Source organism: Puniceibacterium sp. IMCC21224, from assembly GCF_001038505.1.
Classification (GTDB): domain Bacteria; phylum Pseudomonadota; class Alphaproteobacteria; order Rhodobacterales; family Rhodobacteraceae; genus Puniceibacterium.
Genome location: NZ_LDPY01000001.1, coordinates 331,584 through 347,266 on the forward strand (window position 1 = coordinate 331,584; position 15,683 = coordinate 347,266).

The 15,683-nt window shown below is 60.7% G+C and carries 15 protein-coding genes; 9 read left to right on the forward strand and 6 right to left on the reverse strand.

Annotation, left to right across the window (positions count from 1 at the left end):
- Positions 1-12: 12 nt before the first annotated feature.
- From IMCC21224_RS01580 to IMCC21224_RS01590, 3 genes are read right to left on the reverse strand one after another with little or no spacing between them, the layout of a single operon-like run.
- On the reverse strand, positions 13-1,191 hold the full coding sequence (locus tag IMCC21224_RS01580) for a malate--CoA ligase subunit beta (RefSeq protein ID WP_047993851.1): 1,179 nt from the start codon (positions 1,189-1,191) through the stop codon (positions 13-15).
- Between the two features lie 21 nt (positions 1,192-1,212).
- Complete coding sequence (locus tag IMCC21224_RS01585; protein ID WP_047993852.1) at positions 1,213-2,157, reverse strand: CoA ester lyase; 945 nt, start codon at positions 2,155-2,157, stop codon at positions 1,213-1,215.
- 33 nt (positions 2,158-2,190) lie between these two features.
- Positions 2,191-3,384 carry an aminotransferase class V-fold PLP-dependent enzyme gene (locus tag IMCC21224_RS01590; protein WP_047993853.1) on the reverse strand — a complete coding sequence of 398 codons (1,194 nt, stop codon included), beginning with the start codon at positions 3,382-3,384 and terminating at the stop codon, positions 2,191-2,193.
- A gap of 220 nt (positions 3,385-3,604) precedes the next feature.
- Here IMCC21224_RS01590 and IMCC21224_RS01595 point away from each other — a divergent pair, with 220 nt between their 5' ends.
- Positions 3,605-3,925 (forward strand): helix-turn-helix transcriptional regulator, encoded by a 321-nt coding sequence (locus tag IMCC21224_RS01595; RefSeq protein WP_047993854.1) that lies wholly within the window; start codon positions 3,605-3,607, stop codon positions 3,923-3,925.
- Complete coding sequence (locus tag IMCC21224_RS01600; RefSeq protein ID WP_047993855.1) at positions 3,922-4,386, forward strand: SRPBCC family protein; 465 nt, start codon at positions 3,922-3,924, stop codon at positions 4,384-4,386. The genes IMCC21224_RS01595 and IMCC21224_RS01600 overlap by 4 nt, the downstream gene beginning before the upstream one ends.
- Positions 4,387-4,420: 34 nt before the next feature.
- On the opposite strand, the gene IMCC21224_RS01605 is transcribed toward IMCC21224_RS01600, so the two are convergent.
- A complete protein-coding gene (locus IMCC21224_RS01605; protein ID WP_197089152.1) occupies positions 4,421-5,053 on the reverse strand; it encodes a response regulator transcription factor in 633 nt (210 codons plus the stop codon).
- A gap of 269 nt (positions 5,054-5,322) precedes the next feature.
- Between IMCC21224_RS01605 and IMCC21224_RS01610 the strand changes: the two genes are divergently transcribed.
- The 3 genes from IMCC21224_RS01610 (at position 5,323) to IMCC21224_RS01620 (ending at position 9,036) form a co-directional block, all read left to right on the forward strand.
- Positions 5,323-6,999: a formate--tetrahydrofolate ligase gene (locus IMCC21224_RS01610; RefSeq protein ID WP_047993856.1), complete on the forward strand. Its 1,677-nt coding sequence runs from the start codon at positions 5,323-5,325 to the stop codon at positions 6,997-6,999.
- Between the two features lie 188 nt (positions 7,000-7,187).
- Complete coding sequence (folD, locus tag IMCC21224_RS01615) at positions 7,188-8,090, forward strand: bifunctional methylenetetrahydrofolate dehydrogenase/methenyltetrahydrofolate cyclohydrolase FolD (protein ID WP_047993857.1); 903 nt, start codon at positions 7,188-7,190, stop codon at positions 8,088-8,090.
- Positions 8,091-8,274: 184 nt separating this feature from the next.
- On the forward strand, positions 8,275-9,036 hold the full coding sequence (locus IMCC21224_RS01620) for a YaaA family protein (RefSeq protein WP_047993858.1): 762 nt from the start codon (positions 8,275-8,277) through the stop codon (positions 9,034-9,036).
- 116 nt (positions 9,037-9,152) lie between these two features.
- Here IMCC21224_RS01620 and recQ read toward each other — a convergent pair whose 3' ends face one another.
- Together recQ and IMCC21224_RS01630 are read right to left on the reverse strand one after the other, a co-directional pair.
- Positions 9,153-11,222, reverse strand: a complete 2,070-nt coding sequence (gene recQ / locus IMCC21224_RS01625) for a DNA helicase RecQ (RefSeq protein WP_047993859.1) — start codon at positions 11,220-11,222, stop codon at positions 9,153-9,155.
- A 154-nt stretch (positions 11,223-11,376) separates the two neighbouring features.
- On the reverse strand, positions 11,377-11,670 hold the full coding sequence (locus tag IMCC21224_RS01630) for a YggT family protein (protein ID WP_047993860.1): 294 nt from the start codon (positions 11,668-11,670) through the stop codon (positions 11,377-11,379).
- Between the two features lie 142 nt (positions 11,671-11,812).
- Between IMCC21224_RS01630 and IMCC21224_RS01635 the strand changes: the two genes are divergently transcribed.
- From IMCC21224_RS01635 to IMCC21224_RS01650, 4 genes are all read left to right on the forward strand, one after another.
- Entirely contained in the window at positions 11,813-12,349 is a 537-nt protein-coding gene (locus tag IMCC21224_RS01635) for a thioesterase family protein (RefSeq protein ID WP_047993861.1), read from the forward strand.
- 83 nt (positions 12,350-12,432) lie between these two features.
- On the forward strand, positions 12,433-13,803 hold the full coding sequence (locus IMCC21224_RS01640) for an MFS transporter (protein WP_047993862.1): 1,371 nt from the start codon (positions 12,433-12,435) through the stop codon (positions 13,801-13,803).
- Positions 13,800-14,735 carry a penicillin-insensitive murein endopeptidase gene (gene mepA / locus IMCC21224_RS01645; RefSeq protein ID WP_047993863.1) on the forward strand — a complete coding sequence of 312 codons (936 nt, stop codon included), beginning with the start codon at positions 13,800-13,802 and terminating at the stop codon, positions 14,733-14,735. Before IMCC21224_RS01640 ends, mepA begins: the two co-directional genes overlap by 4 nt.
- Entirely contained in the window at positions 14,708-15,655 is a 948-nt protein-coding gene (locus tag IMCC21224_RS01650) for an esterase-like activity of phytase family protein (protein WP_047993864.1), read from the forward strand. The genes mepA and IMCC21224_RS01650 overlap by 28 nt, the downstream gene beginning before the upstream one ends.
- The last annotated feature ends 28 nt before the right edge of the window (positions 15,656-15,683 follow it).

Genomic DNA, 15,683 nt, shown 5'->3' on the forward strand with positions numbered 1-15,683 from the left:
GGTTTCCCCTTCTCAGGCGGCAGAGCGTTGCGTGGATTTCAGGGCCGTGACGGCGGCAATCGCGGCATCCTTGAGCGTCTCAGCGATAATGACGCTGGGTGCCTTTTCGCGCAGGATTGCCATGCCCTCGTCAACCTTGGTGCCCGACAGGCGGACGATCAGCGGCATGTTCACGCCAACCTCTTCAATCGCTTTGACCACCCCTTCGGCGACCCAGTCGCAACGGTTGATACCGGCAAAGATGTTGACGAGGATCACCTTGACGTTCTTGTCCTGCAACACCGCGCGGAAGGATTTTGCCACCCTTTCAGGCGACGCACCGCCGCCGATATCCAGAAAATTGGCCGGTTCACCGCCCTCGATCTTGATCATGTCCAGCGTCGCCATGGCGAGGCCGGCACCATTGATGATACAGCCGATGTCACCATCCAGACCGACATAGGAGAGGCCGCGATCCGAGGCGAACGTTTCACGTGGATCCTCCTGCGACTTGTCCCGCAATTCCGAAATCTCGGGTCGCCGAAAGAGTGCGTTTTCGTCGAACGACATCTTGGCATCCAACGCGATCACGGCACCCTTGGACACCACCAGTGGGTTGATCTCCAGCATCGAGGCGTCGAAATCGCGGAACACCCGGTAGCAGCCCAGAATAGTATCCACCGCCTTGCCGATCAGCGCCCCGTCAAGGCCAAGGCCAAAAGCGATCTCGCGCGCCTGGAATTGTTGCATGCCCAACCCGGGATCTACGCTCGCGCGGACCAGCGAATCTGGTTCTTGTTCGGCGATCTGTTCGATCTCCATCCCGCCCGAGGATGAGGCGACGATCATGATCCGCTCTTCCTTGCGATCAAGGACAAAGCCCAGATACAGTTCCTTCTCAATCGGCACGGTTTCTTCGATATAGAGCCGGTTGATCAGCTTGCCGCCCGGGCCGGTTTGATGCGTGACCAGCTTTTGACCCAGCAGTTTTTCGGCGGCGGCGGCGACCTCTTTGTCATCGCGGCACAGGATGATGCCGCCGGCCTTGCCCCGCGCGCCGGAATGCACCTGCGCCTTGACGACCCAGGATTCTCCGCCGATCTCGGTCGCGCGGTAGGCCGCCTGTTCGGGGCTGTAGGCCAGACCGCCGCGCGGCATACGGATGCCATGCGTCGCCAGCAGTTCCTTGGCCTGATATTCGTGGATATCCATCGTGGTCTCCTCCGTTCCGAATTACGCCGCGCGGGCCCTGAGAACCTGCTGCACGGCGAGCACGTTGTTGGCCATCTTCTCGGACGCGGCGTCGATCATCTTGCCATCCAGGCTGGCGGCGCCCTTGCCCTGAGCGGCAGCCTCTTTCAGCGCGACAAGGATGCGTTCGGCACGTTTTACCTCGGCCGGGGTCGGGGAATATTCCTCGTTCGCCATGTCGATTTGACTGGGGTGGATCGCCCATTTGCCTTCGATCCCCAGAGCCGCACCGCGTTTGCAGGCATCGCGGAATCCGTCGGGATCACTGAAATCGCCAAACGGCCCGTCTATGGGGCGCAACCCATAGGCACGGCAGGCCGTCGTCATGCGCGACAGCGCGGCGTGCCACTGGTCGCCGGGGTAATTGGGATTGAGCCCGCCAATGTTGACGGTGCGCGCCTTGTGGAACGCGGCATAGTCTGCCACGCCAAAGTGCATCGCCTCAAGGCGGCTCGGCGCTGCGGCCAGCGCTTCGACATTGGCCATACCCAGTGGCGTTTCGATCAGCGCCTCAAGCCCGACTTTGCGGGTGTATCCCATCGCCATCTCGATCTGGTTGCACATTGCTTCGACCATATAGACATCCGCCGGCAGTCCCACCTTGGGAATCAGGATCACATCCAGCTTGCTGCCGGCCTGTTCCATCACATCCACCACGTCGCGGTACATGTAGTGGGTGTCGAGGCCATTGATGCGCACCGAGGTGACTTTGTTCTTGGCCTTCCAATCGATATCGTTCAGCGCCTCGATGCAGTTCTTGCGGGCCTGTTCCTTGTCATTCGGGGCAACCGCGTCTTCGAGGTCAAGAAAGACAACATCGGCGTTGCTGTCCGCCGCCTTCTGGATCATCGCGACGTTTGATGCCGGGACGGCAAGGGTTGATCGTTGCAGACGCGTGACGCGCATGCCGTGTACGGTATGAGACATTGTTGGTGGTCCTTTGAAATGCGTTGCGCCGGATCAGGCGGCGGCCTGCGTGGCATCGGCGGCTTTGGTCGCGGTGAAATGGCTGATGGCGGCACCGACACCGGAGCCAGGTGCGATCTTCATGCCGACATCAATCATCGCCATTTCCGCAACCGACAGCGCGGTCGTCACCATGCCTTCGTTCATCCATCCCAGATGTCCGATGCGGAACACCTTGCCCATTACCTTGCTCAGACCCGAGCCAAGCGAGGTGTTGTAGGTTCCGTAGGCGCGCGCGATCACATCGCGGGCGTCGACATCACCGGGCACCAGAATGGCGCTGACGGTATCGGAATGCCATTTTGATTCGGTCGCGCAAAGCCGCAGCCCCCAGGCATCGACCGCTGCCCGCACACCAGACGCAAGTCGGTTGTGCCGCGCCCAGATATTTTCGATCCCTTCCGCATGGATCATGTCGCAAGCGGTATCGAGACCACGCAGCAGCTGTGTCGCCGGGGTATACGGGAAATAACCGTTGTCGTTGTTGGCGATCATGTCCTCGAATGAGAAGAAGGTGCGCGGGTATTCCGACCGCTTGTGCGCATCCAGTGCCCATTTCGACACCGACAGGATGCCCAGACCCGCAGGCAGCATGAACCCTTTTTGCGACCCGGATACGGCACAATCGACGCCCCAGGCGTCCTGATCAAATTCGATCGACCCGATGGACGACACCCCATCCACCATCAGCAGCGCCGGGTGATTTGCTGCGTCCAATGCTGCGCGCACGCCCTTGATATCCGAAGTAACGCCGGTTGCCGTCTCGTTATGAGTGGCAAACACCGCCTTGATCCGGTGGCAGGTGTCGGCCTTGAGCCGCTCGGCATATTGTTCGACGGGGACGCCGGTGCCCCAGTCGCAGTCGATCACATCGACATCCAGACCCAGCCGCTGCGCCATATCCACCCAGAGGTGGCTGAACTGGCCAAACCGGCTCATCAACACCTTGTCGCCGGGGCAAAGCGTATTCTGTATCGCCGCCTCCCATGCGCCGGTGCCTGAGGATGGATACAGGAACACGCGGCCCGTGGTGTTTTTGAACACGCGCTGCACCTTTTCGAACAACGGCTTGGTGAACTCCGGGAAATCCGGGGCGCGCATGTCCTGCATGCTGACGTTCATCGCCATGCGGACCTCTTCCGGGACATTGGTGGGCCCGGGGATGAATAGATGCCTGTAACCGGCCATTGGTATTTCCTCCCTGAAATATCGTACTTCTGGGATCAGGATGGCAGCGGGCGCGGCGGCTCAGAACACCTTGGAGGATAGGAAAGCCTGCCGGGGGGAGGGGGTGACGCCTACCCGTTGGGGCGCGCGTCAATCGTCGAAATATGCAGGCAGTCACCTGCCTATATTGACATGCAGTCATTTACCTGCCTTTATTGAGTCGATACCGGAAAGAGTCTCTATGATTGAAGACACACTGTTCAAGGCGCTTGCCGACCCGACCCGACGCAGGGTGCTGGACCTCCTTTGTGAACAGAACGGCCAAACCCTGTCCGGGCTGTGCGATCAGCTGGCAATGACACGCCAATCCGTCACCCAGCACATCGGTCTGCTCGAAGCGGCCAACCTGGTCACGACCGCACGGCGTGGGCGCGAGAAACGGCACTTTATCAATCCAGTGCCGTTGCATGACATCTACGAACGCTGGATCCGGAAATTCGAAACGCAGCGGCTGAGCCTGCTGCATGACCTGAAAACCGAGCTTGAAAGGAAAGACACATGACCGCCGAACGCACCAGTTTTGTATATGTCACCTATATCACAAGCACGCCTGACAAGGTGTTCGACGCCATCACCCGGCCCGATATAACGCGGCGCTACTGGGGGCACGAGAACGTGTCAGACTGGGCGCCGGGGGCGAGCTGGGAACACGTAAGCGACACCGATGCACGATCTGTCGACGTTGTCGGCAAGGTGGTCGAATCAACGCCGCCGCACCGTCTGGTGATCACCTGGACCGGAGCCTCTCAGGCTGACGACCCTGAAAGCTATAGCCGAGTGACATTCGAAATTGATACCGTCGACACGCGGGTTCGCCTGACTGTCACGCATGACGACCTTATTATCGGCAGCGGTATGGAGGTGGGCGTCACCAAAGGCTGGCCGCTGGTTCTGTCGAGCCTCAAGTCCTACCTTGAGACGGGGACTGGATTCGACCTTTCGGGCCGTACCAAAGCGGCCTGAATCGCGCCGCGCCGAGGGTCGTGGACGAAAGACCCTAATCCTCGGCCTCGCGCGAATAGACGGCGACGGCCATGGCGCGATTGCGCACACCCAGTTTATCGTAAAGGTTCTTGAGGTGGTATTTTACCGTATTTTCGGAAATGCCTGTGCGGTTGGCGATCTGCTGATTGGTCCAGCCGCGGGCCAGAACCGCCAGCAATTCGCGTTCGCGCACCGTGAGCTGCGCGAGGGGCGTGTCGTTGATCTGAGTCACGTCGATATAGGGCACGCAGATTCGGCCATTGGCCACCGCGTGCAATGTGTCGAACAGGACCGACGGGTCGTCGAATTGATAACAGAATCCCAGCGCGCCCAACCGCACCGCCTGACGCACATGGCCCAGATCGCGGTTGTTGGAAAAGATCGTGGTGCGCATCGGGCTGTTGCGGGCCTTGAGTGCGCGCAGCACATCGGGCGCGCCCATGTCAGACAATTGCCACGACAGCACCGCCACATCACATGATTCCTCTGCCGCTGCCAGCACATCGGCACCGCTGCCAGTACTCTCGACCAGGGCAAACCGCGGATCGCCCTTGAAACAGATGTGCAGGGCAGACACGACCAGCGGATTGGGTTCAGCCAGAAGGACCCGAATCCGGTCCTCCACCAGATTTGGCGGATTGTGCATCGGTCTCCTCCCCGGCGCGACATGCGAAACGGCAGCGTTCTGCCCTGGCCCAAGGCTGAACAGTGGTGGGATTTTCGTCTACCTATTCTTTCGTCTGCGGCAAATTTTGCGCAATAATATGTCTCCCTGCCCGACCGGGTAGTCCCGAATTTACCGGCGGGAGGGAATCTTGTCGCTAAGGGACGGATCGCTAAATCGCGCAGTTGTCGTGGCGGCCTGTTTCGTGGCAGCACCTTCGACAGAACAAAATACAGCGGAGGAAACCAGATATGAGCGTGAAAACCGACATTGAGATTGCGCGTGGTGCGGCAAAGCAACCGATTCAGGAGGTCGGCGCGCGGCTGGGGATCGGTACAGAGCATCTGCTGCCGTATGGGCATGACAAGGCCAAAGTGAGTCAGGCGTTTATCAATGGGCTGGCAGAGCGGCCCAATGGCAAGCTGATCCTTGTCACCGCGATCAACCCGACGCCCGCAGGTGAGGGCAAGACCACGACCACCGTCGGTCTGGGTGATGGTCTGAACGCCATTGGCAAACGCGCCGCGATCTGCATTCGTGAGGCCAGCCTGGGTCCGAACTTTGGTATGAAGGGCGGCGCTGCCGGTGGTGGCTATGCGCAGGTTGTTCCGATGGAGGACATGAACCTGCATTTCACCGGCGATTTCCACGCCATCACCAGCGCTCACAACCTGCTGTCGGCGATGATCGACAATTCGATTTACTGGGGCAACCCGCTGGACATTGACACCCGCCGCGTCACCTGGCGCCGGGTGCTGGATATGAACGACCGGGCATTGCGCCAGATCACCGCCAGCCTTGGCGGGGTTGCCAATGGTTTTCCGCGCGAGGCGGGGTTCGATATCACCGTTGCGTCCGAGGTCATGGCGATCCTGTGCTTGGCGCGTGATCTGGGCGATCTGCAGCAGCGGCTGGGTGACATGATCGTCGCCTACACCCGCGACAAGACCCCGGTTTATTGCCGCGATATCAAGGCTGACGGCGCAATGACTGTGCTGCTCAAGGACGCGATGCAGCCCAATCTGGTGCAGACGCTTGAGAATAATCCGGCCTTTGTCCACGGTGGACCGTTCGCCAATATCGCCCATGGCTGCAATTCGGTGATCGCCACGACCACGGCGCTGAAGCTGGCGGATTACGTGGTGACCGAAGCCGGGTTCGGCGCTGATCTGGGTGCCGAGAAGTTCATGAATATCAAGTGCCGCAAGGCCGGTCTGGCGCCCGATTGCGTCGTGCTGGTGGCGACCGTGCGGGCAATGAAGATGAACGGCGGCGTGGCCAAGGGGGATCTGGCGGCCGAGAATGTCGGCGCGGTTGAGGCCGGTTGCGACAATCTGGGCCGCCATATCGAAAACCTCAAGGAGTTTGGCGTGCCGGTGGTCGTGGGGATCAACCACTTTTCCGGCGACACCGAGGCCGAGGTGCAGGCGGTGCGCGATTACGTGGCCGGGCAGGGCGCCGAGGCGATCCTGTGCAAACACTGGGCGCATGGGTCGGCGGGCATGACCGAAATGGCCACCCGCGTGGCCGAGATTGCCGATAGCGGTGTGTCACAGTTCCAGGTGCTGTATCCGGATGAAATGCCGCTGGCGGACAAGATCGACACCATCGCGCGACGGATCTATCGCGCTGACGGTGCAGTGATGGACGCGAAAATCCGCGCGCAACTGGCTGAGTGGGAGGCGCAGGGCCACGGCCACCTGCCTGTCTGCATGGCCAAGACGCAGTACTCATTCTCGACCGATCCGACGCAGCGCGGTGCCCCGACCGGGTTCGACATTCCGGTCCGCGAAGTGCGTCTGTCAGCCGGAGCCGGATTTGTCGTGGCGATCTGCGGCGAAATCATGACCATGCCCGGCCTGCCCCGCTCCCCATCGGCCGAATCTATCCGCCTAAACAATGATGGCCAGATTGAAGGGTTGTTCTGAAACCGGGGCGGCACGGCAGGGGCGTCGAGCCCCCGCCGCACCGGCATCCCCCAAGGGGGTCTGCGCGCCCAGCCGCCTGTGGGTCGATCTGGGGCTGGTGGCAGAGCAGGACCCGCCGTACACAAGGCACCAAAGCGGCAGGCCCATGTACCGCAGCGCCCGAATTGCACCAAATGACAGGAGATCCGATGACCGCAACGATTATTGATGGCAAGGCCTTTGCCGCCTCCGTCCGCGACAAGGTCGCGACACATGTTTCCGCCCTCAGGACTGATCACGGGATCATTCCCGGACTGGCCGTCGTGTTGGTGGGCGAAGATCCCGCGAGCCAGGTTTATGTCCGTTCCAAAGGCAAGATGACGGTCGAAGTCGGGATGAATTCCTACGAGCACAAGCTGGAGGCCGACACCACCGAAGCGGATCTGCTGGCCGTGGTCGACAAGCTGAACAAAGATCCGGCAGTGCATGGCATTCTGGTGCAGCTTCCCCTGCCGGCCCATCTCGATTCTGATCTGGTGATCAACGCGATTGATCCGGCCAAGGATGTGGATGGGTTCCATATCTCGAATGTCGGCCTGTTGGGCACCGGGCAGAAATCAATGGTGCCTTGCACACCGCTGGGGTCGCTGATGATGCTGCGCGAACATCACGGCAGCCTGTCGGGGATGAATGCCGTGGTGCTGGGTCGGTCCAACATCGTGGGCAAACCGATGGCGCAGTTGTTGCTGAACGACAGTTGCACGGTGACGATTGCGCATTCCCGCACCCGCGATCTGGCGGATGTGGTACGTAGGGCCGATATCGTCATCGCCGCTGTGGGGCGTCCGCAGATGGTACCGGGCGACTGGATCAAACGGGGCGCGACGGTCATCGACGTTGGCATCAACCGCATCGACGCGCCGGAAAAGGGCGAAGGCAAGACTCGGCTGGTTGGGGATGTCGATTTTGACAGCTGTGCGCAGGTCGCAGGCGCAATTACCCCGGTTCCGGGTGGTGTCGGTCCGATGACCATCGCGTGCCTGCTGGCAAACACTGTAACCGCCTGCTGCCGCGCCAATGGCCTGCCCGAACCGGAAGATCTAACTGTCTGAGTGCTTAGCCCGAAGGAGTGGCGGTGGTTTGCCCGCCAGCCAGAAGGTCAGAGCGCGTTGCGATGCAAATGGCATGCGAATATCCCGGTCTGTCAAAGGCCGGGATTGAACGGCTAGACCTCGGGGCACAAAGCTATAGAACGAATGCTGCTTCGCCTGCCTGATAAAAGTTTGGGACCCAGATATGCTGATTTTGCTGTCGCCAGCGAAAAGACTGAACGAAACGCGCGCGTTGGGACGTGCGACCACCACTCCTAGGTTCATCGAAGAAGCGGAAGAGATTGTAAGCGTTGCCCGAAACTGGTCACCAGAACAAATCTCGGATTTGATGAAAGTCTCACCCGGGATTGCTCAGCTTAACGTGGATCGCTTTGCCTCTTGGTCACGCGAGTCGATGTCGGGGCAGGCGGCGGGCAATATATTTGATGGCGACGTTTACAGATTTCTTGAAATTGAGACGCTGGATGAGGTTGCACGCACCGAAGCCACGAGGCGTCTGAGAATATTGTCAGGGTTGTATGGTTTATTGCGGCCAACGGACGATGTATGCGCGTACCGCCTTGAGATGGGCCGCAAACTGCCAGGGCACGAAAAGGCGAACCTCTACCAGTTTTGGGGTAAAAAGATTGCTCAGGCGATCGTTCAGGATGCGCGTGACCTCAAATCAGACATTCTGCTTAACCTGGCATCGGATGAATACGCCAAGTCAGTCGACCGGTCTGCATTGGATGGACTGACCGTGATTGATCCACGCTTTGAAGAGGACCGCCAGGGAACGCGAAAGGTGATTTCCGTCTCGGCAAAACGGGCCAGAGGCGCAATGGCGCGCTGGGTCTTGGAATTTGGCATTTCCGCGCCGAGTGAGTTGAAAACATTCGATATGGGCGGATATGTGTTCGATCCTGAGGCTTCGAGTCTGGAACGTCCAGTGTTTGTGCGTGCTTGATCAGAGCAATATTAGTTCGTTTCCCACTGCTGTCGGCGCATTCGGCGATAGTAACCAGAGCCGATACTTGCGCCGAACCGTTTCCTGCTCAGTCGGCCAGATACAGGTAGCCGGATCTAGTCTGCACCATGCAGCACGTCCAGAAACGCGGTGCCAAAACGTTCCATACGCCGGTCACCAAGCAACCGCTCAAGGGCCGCATCATCGCCGGGTCGCGTCTGCGCCACTTTCGCCAGCAGGCCGGCTGAACAGCTGAGCGGCTTTTCTGTGCCATCGGCCCCGCGGGCCAAACCGGCTTGGGCCTCAAGCAGCTGGTCGTAGAGATTGCCCGCCCCTTGCCCCGCCAGCTTGCGTCGGGTCGGGTGCATATCCTGTTCAGCGCCAGAGGTCAGCACGGACAGGAACGCAGCTCCATACCGTTCGAGCTTTTTTGCCCCCACGCCACTGATCCGGGCCATCGCGTCCAGACTGTCGGGGCGTGCTTCGACCATCTCGATCAGGGTGCGGTCGGGAAAGATCACATAGGCCGGGACGCGCGCCGCCTCGGCAAGCGCCCGACGCTTGGCCTTGAGCGCCGAAAGCAGCGGCGCATCCTCGTCACTGACCATCGCACGGACGGCAGGGCGCCGGTCTGTGGCGGCGCGGTTCAGGCTGTCGCGACGCAGGGTGATCTGCGCTTCGCCGCGCAGGATCGGGCGGGCCGCCTCTGTCATCACCAGCGCACCGTGACGTTCGGCATCGGGACGCATGAGGTCGTGGCCCATCATCTGGCGAAACACGCCTTGCCAGGCCAAACGGTTCAGATCCTTACCCACACCAAAGGTTGGCAGGGCATCGTGCTGCCGCGCTTTGACCTTGTCCGTCGCATTCCCGGTCAGAATGTCGATCAGATGCCCGGCGCCAAAACTCTCACCGGTGCGCAGCGCAGCAGACAGCGCCTTGCGCACCGCCTCGGTCCCGTCAAACACTGCGGGCGGACTATCGCACAGATCGCATAGCCCGCAGGTCACCTCATGTTCGCCAAAATACCCCAGCAAGGTCTTGCGACGGCACTCCTGCGCCTCGGCCAGCCCCAGCAGGGCATTCAGACGCCCATGATCAGCGGCCCGGCGGTCTGGTGGGGCCAGCCCCTCGTCGATCTGAGATCGCCGCAGGCGGATGTCGTCAGCACCATACAGCGTCAGGGTCTCAGCCGGTGCGCCGTCGCGTCCGGCACGACCAATTTCCTGATAATAGGCTTCGATCGACTTGGGCAGATCGGCATGGGCCACCCATCGGATGTCGGGTTTGTCGACGCCCATACCAAAGGCGACGGTGGCCACGACAATCAACCCGTCCTCTTGCTGAAACCGGGTTTCGACGATGCGGCGGTCGTCGGCTTCCATCCCGCCGTGATAATGGCAGGCCAAATGCTTTTCGTCGCTCAGAGCCTTGGCGAGGCTCTCGGTCTTTGCGCGGGTGCCGCAATAGACGATGCCGGATTGGCCGCGCCGGGCATCGGCGAACCGCAGGATCTGGGCGCGCGGGCCGTCTTTGGGGGCAAAGGCCAGATGCAGATTCGGTCGGTCAAAGCCATGCAGGAACCGCTGCGGCGGCTCACCTTCAAACAGGCGCTGGACGATTTCTTCCTGCGTCTCGGCATCCGCGGTGGCGGTAAAGGCGGCCAAAGGCACACCCAAAGACCGGCGCAGTTCGCCGATACGCAGATAGTCCGGGCGAAAATCATGCCCCCACTGGCTGACGCAATGTGCCTCATCCACCGCGATCAGCGAAATTCCAGCCTGCGATAGCATCCGCTGGGTGCCCGTATTCGCCAGTCGCTCTGGCGCAAGATATAATAGCTTGAGCGTACCGTCTGATAGCTGGTCCCAGACCGCATCCGTCTCTTCCGGTGTGTTGCCCGACGTCAGCGCCCCGGCCACCACACCCGCCTCGCGCAAGCCCCGCACCTGGTCGCGCATCAGCGCGATCAACGGCGATATCACCACGGTAACCCCATCGCGTAACAGCGCTGGTAGCTGGAAACACAGGGATTTTCCGCCCCCCGTCGGCATGATCGCCAGCACGTTGTCGCCGCGCGTCACCGCTTCGACGATGTCCTGTTGTCCGGGACGAAAGGCATCAAACCCAAAGACATCCCGCAACAACGTCGCCGCGCCAGGATCGTGCTTGGAACCATCGGGCATGGGCGAAGAACCTGTCCGTTTTCAAGAAAAACTGCTCTGAGCCGCACAATCACATACTAAGAATCGGGGAACAAGAGCCGCCGCCCACAAAATAGGCCGTGTCTTCTTCTCTTTCTAAATACGCAAAATCCGGCAGATCCGCCCGCGCCGCGTCTCAGTAGCTAAAAAACAGCGCGGCATTATTGGCCAGGACGATGCGCAGCGCATAGACCGCGATCAACACCACCAGCGGCGCCAGATCCAACCCTCCCATGGGCGGCAGAACACTGCGAATCCTTGAATAAAGCGGTTCGAGCAAGCGGTTCAGCCCATCCCAAATCTGCGCGACAAGGGGCTGACGCAGGTTCAGCACCTGAAAATTGATCAGCCAGGACATGATCACATGGGCGATGATAAAGAACCACACGATGTCCAACAACAACATGAGGATCTGGAACAGGGATTGCATGTGGTTTGGTCCTTTTGGATGGCAACGCGCTATTGGGCGCATCAGACCTATGCGCGCAGAGCCCAAAGGGCAAGAGTGCCGCGAGGTCTTGGTTGACGCGGGCCACCTCAGGGTAACGATGCCGCAAAACCAAGGAGCGCCGATGTACCCCTTTATTCGCATGATCAAGGAAGTTTTCGTCAACCGCAACGCTCCGCCACTGGGGGTGGGCGAGGTACATGTATCGCATCACATTTGCTGGCCTTGGGACATTGACCTGTGGATGGAGTTGAACAATGGGCGCACGCTGACACTGTATGATCTGGGCCGGATTCCGCTGGCGCAGCGCAGTGGATTGCCGGGCTTGTTGCGCCGCGAACGGTGGGGCCTGACCATGGCGGGCGCGGTGGTGCGGTATCGCCGCCGGGTACGAACCTTTGACCGGATCGAGATGCGCTCGCGATTGTTGTGCTGGGACGCGCGGTTCATGTATCTCGAACAAAGCATGTGGAAAACTGACGGCGAGTGTGCCAGCCATGCAATCTATCGCGGCGCGGTGACTGATCGCAACGGCATTGTGTCCACTGATCGGCTGATGAGCGGGATGGGTCTGAACGTGCCGTCCCCGCCAATGCCGGACTGGGTGAAAAGCTGGCTCGCCGCCGAGGATCAGCGTCCCTGGCCCCCGATGCAGGACTGACGCGCATTCGCCACAGTTTGGCCAGGGCGGCCTTGCACCCGACCGCGTCACAGGCTCATATCGCGGCCAGATCGGGGGGCATCATGACAACGGCAACGACAGGCGACGCGCCGGACCTCCGCGCCAGCACCATGCGGCGGCGGATCTGGGGCTGGTTCTTTTTCGACTGGGCCAGCCAGCCTTACAACACATTGCTGATCACCTTTATTTTTGCGCCGTATGTCAAGGAACTGATCGGCGACGGTGCGGTGGCCCAGACCGCCTGGGGATTTGGAATCGCCGCCGCCGGGATCGTGATCGCGTTGCTTGCGCCGGTGCTGGGCGCGCTGGCGGACACGGGCGGTAGTCGGATGCGCTGGATTTGGCTCTTTTCTCTGATGTATGTCGCGGGATCGGGGATGCTCTGGTTCGCGGCGCCCGGCGATTTCAACCTTGTTCTGACGCTGATATTCTTTGCGCTTGGCCTGATCGGGATGGAGTTCGCCACCATTTTTACCAATTCGATGCTGCCGGATCTGGGGCCACGGGAACAGATCGGGCGGATTTCCGGCAACGGCTGGGCCTTTGGCTATGTCGGCGGGCTGATCACGCTGGTGTTGATGCTGGTGTTCTTTGCTGAAAGCGCGGCCACCGGAAAAACCTTTGTTGGTCTAACGCCGCTGTTCGGACTCGACCCGGAGATGCGCGAAGGCACCCGGTTTGTCGGGCCGCTGACGGCGATCTGGTACGCCGTGTTTATGATACCGTTCTTTGTCTTTGTCCGCGACCCACGGGCGGGACCGGCACCCAAAGGTGCGGTGAAGCGCGCCCTGAGCGGCCTGCAATCAACCTTGAAATCCCTGCCAAAGACTCCGTCGCTGTTGGCCTATCTTGCCTCTTCGATGTTCTACCGTGATGCGTTGAACGGCATGTATGCGTTCGGCGGCATTTATGCCGCCGGGGTGCTGGGATGGTCGGTGGTCGACACCGGCATTTTTGGCATTCTGGCTATCGTGTCGGGCGCGGTCTTTGCCTGGCTGGGCGGTATGGCTGACACGCGCTTCGGGCCAAAACCGGTGATTACCGTCTGCATCGTGATCCTGACCGGCGTGGCGGTGTCGATTGTTCTGGTATCGCGTGACTCGGTCTTTGGCGTGGCGCAGGCTCCGGGGTCGACTCTGCCCGACCTGATCTTTTACGCGCTTGGCGCACTGATCGGCGCGGCGGGTGGGGTAATTCAGTCGGCCAGCCGCACGATGATGGTTCGTCAGGCCAACCCAGGGCGAATGACCGAAGCGTTTGGCCTCTACGCTTTGTCCGGCAAGGCGACCAGCTTTCTGGCACCAATGTTGATCGGGGTGGCGACCTGGGTCAGCGGATCACAGCAATTCGGCGTGAGCCCGCTGATCGGGCTTTTCGTCATAGGGTTGGTTCTGTTACTCTGGGTGAAACCAGACGGAGACCGAGCAGCATGATCCGCACACTGATGGCCCTGTCCCTGATGTCCGCACTCGCGGCATGCGGATCGCGACCCGCATCCGACACCCAGAGCAGCCTGACGGCGGTCTATGCCTCGCCTGTGGGCGGCGTCGTGTCGTCGAAAAGTGCCAAACAGCTCTTCGGCGCGCAATCCCGCGCCTCTGCGCAATCTTCGGCGCCCTTTGGCAGCTATGCGCGCGGATGTGCCGCCGGCAATGTGCAACTGGCCCAGAGTGGCCCGACCTGGCAGGCGATGCGGCTGTCGCGCAACCGCAATTGGGGCCAGCCGCAGACAATCGACTTTATCCAGGACCTATCGCGCAAGGCGGCGCGGCAGCCCGGATGGTCCGGGCTTTATGTCGGTGACATCAGCCAGCCCAAGGGTGGGCCCATGCTGACTGGTCACGCCAGCCACCAGATTGGTCTGGATGCGGATATCTGGATGCTGCCGCCGAAATCGTTATCGCTGAACGCCTCGGAACGCGAATCGATCTCCTCAATCTCGATGCAGCGCGCCAAGGGGGCCTATGTCAACGGCAGTTGGACCCGCGCCCATCACGAGATCATCAAGGCCGCCGCCAGCGATCCGCGTGTGGCCCGGATTTTCATCTTTCCCGGCGCCAAAGTGCAGATGTGCAAAGACGAAACCGGTGACCGGCGCTGGCTGAACAAGGTGCGGCCATGGTATGGTCACCACTATCACTTCCACGTGCGGCTCTCTTGTCCCAAGGGGGCGACGGGCTGTGTAAATCAGGCCGCGCCGCCCGCCGGGGACGGCTGCGCCGATGCACAATCCTGGGTGAACAACATCCTGAACCCGCCGCCTGCCAAGCCACGCGACCCCAATGCACCCAAGCCTCAACCGAAACGCGAATTGACTCTCGCTGATCTACCCAACCAATGCTCTGGCGTTCTAGCCTCTCGTTAGCCGCGGCGCTGGCAATATTCTTTGCTTGTGTGTCAGATGCCGGATCACCCGGACCGGCACAGCATGTAGGGAGCTTTGTCTGGCGCAGCGATGACCCGGATTTTGGCGGTTTTTCCGGCATTGAGCTTAGCGCCGATGGGGCGGATTTTGTCGTCATTAATGATCGCGCGCGCACCCTGACGGGACGCCTGATCCGCAGGGATGGCAGGATTGTCAGCGCCCAAATTGAACCGCTGACACCGTTGCGCGGGGTCAAGGGTGAGATTCAGCCGCAGCGCTATGCCGATTCCGAGGGGCTCGCGATCGGGTCCGATGGTCGGATGTTTGTGTCCTTTGAGGGCACGCACCGGATCTGGTCATATACCACGCCCGAGGCTGCCGCTTGGTTGCCGCGCGCCGATGCGTTCAGCACTTTTGAAAGAAACGGCGGGATGGAAGCGCTGGCCATAGACGATCACGGCTGGCTCTATACTCTGCCAGAGCGGTCGGGCGCGTTGAACCGGGCGTTCCCGATCTACCGCTATCGCGACGGCGACTGGGATCAGCCCTTTGCGCTGCATCGCGACGGCGGCTTTCTTCCTGTGGGCGCGGATTTTGGTCCTGACGGGCTGTTTTACCTGTTGGAACGCGAATTTACCGGGCTTGGCTTTCGGTCACGGGTGCGTCGGTTCACTATCACCGAAACCCAGCTGACCGGGGGCGAAATCCTGCTGGAAACCACCACCGGAACCCATGACAACCTCGAAGGGTTGGCGGTTTGGCGTGATACCCTGGGGCAGATTCGGCTGACAATGATTGCGGACGACAATTTCAAATTTTTCCAGCGCACAGAGATTGTCGAATACCTGCTACCCAACGACGCCAGGTCCCCCGCCTTGCGCGCCCTGCCGCAAGAGGGTAAAGCCCGCCCGTCCCCATAAGGGGGCCAAGTTCCCGCAACCTTGCAAA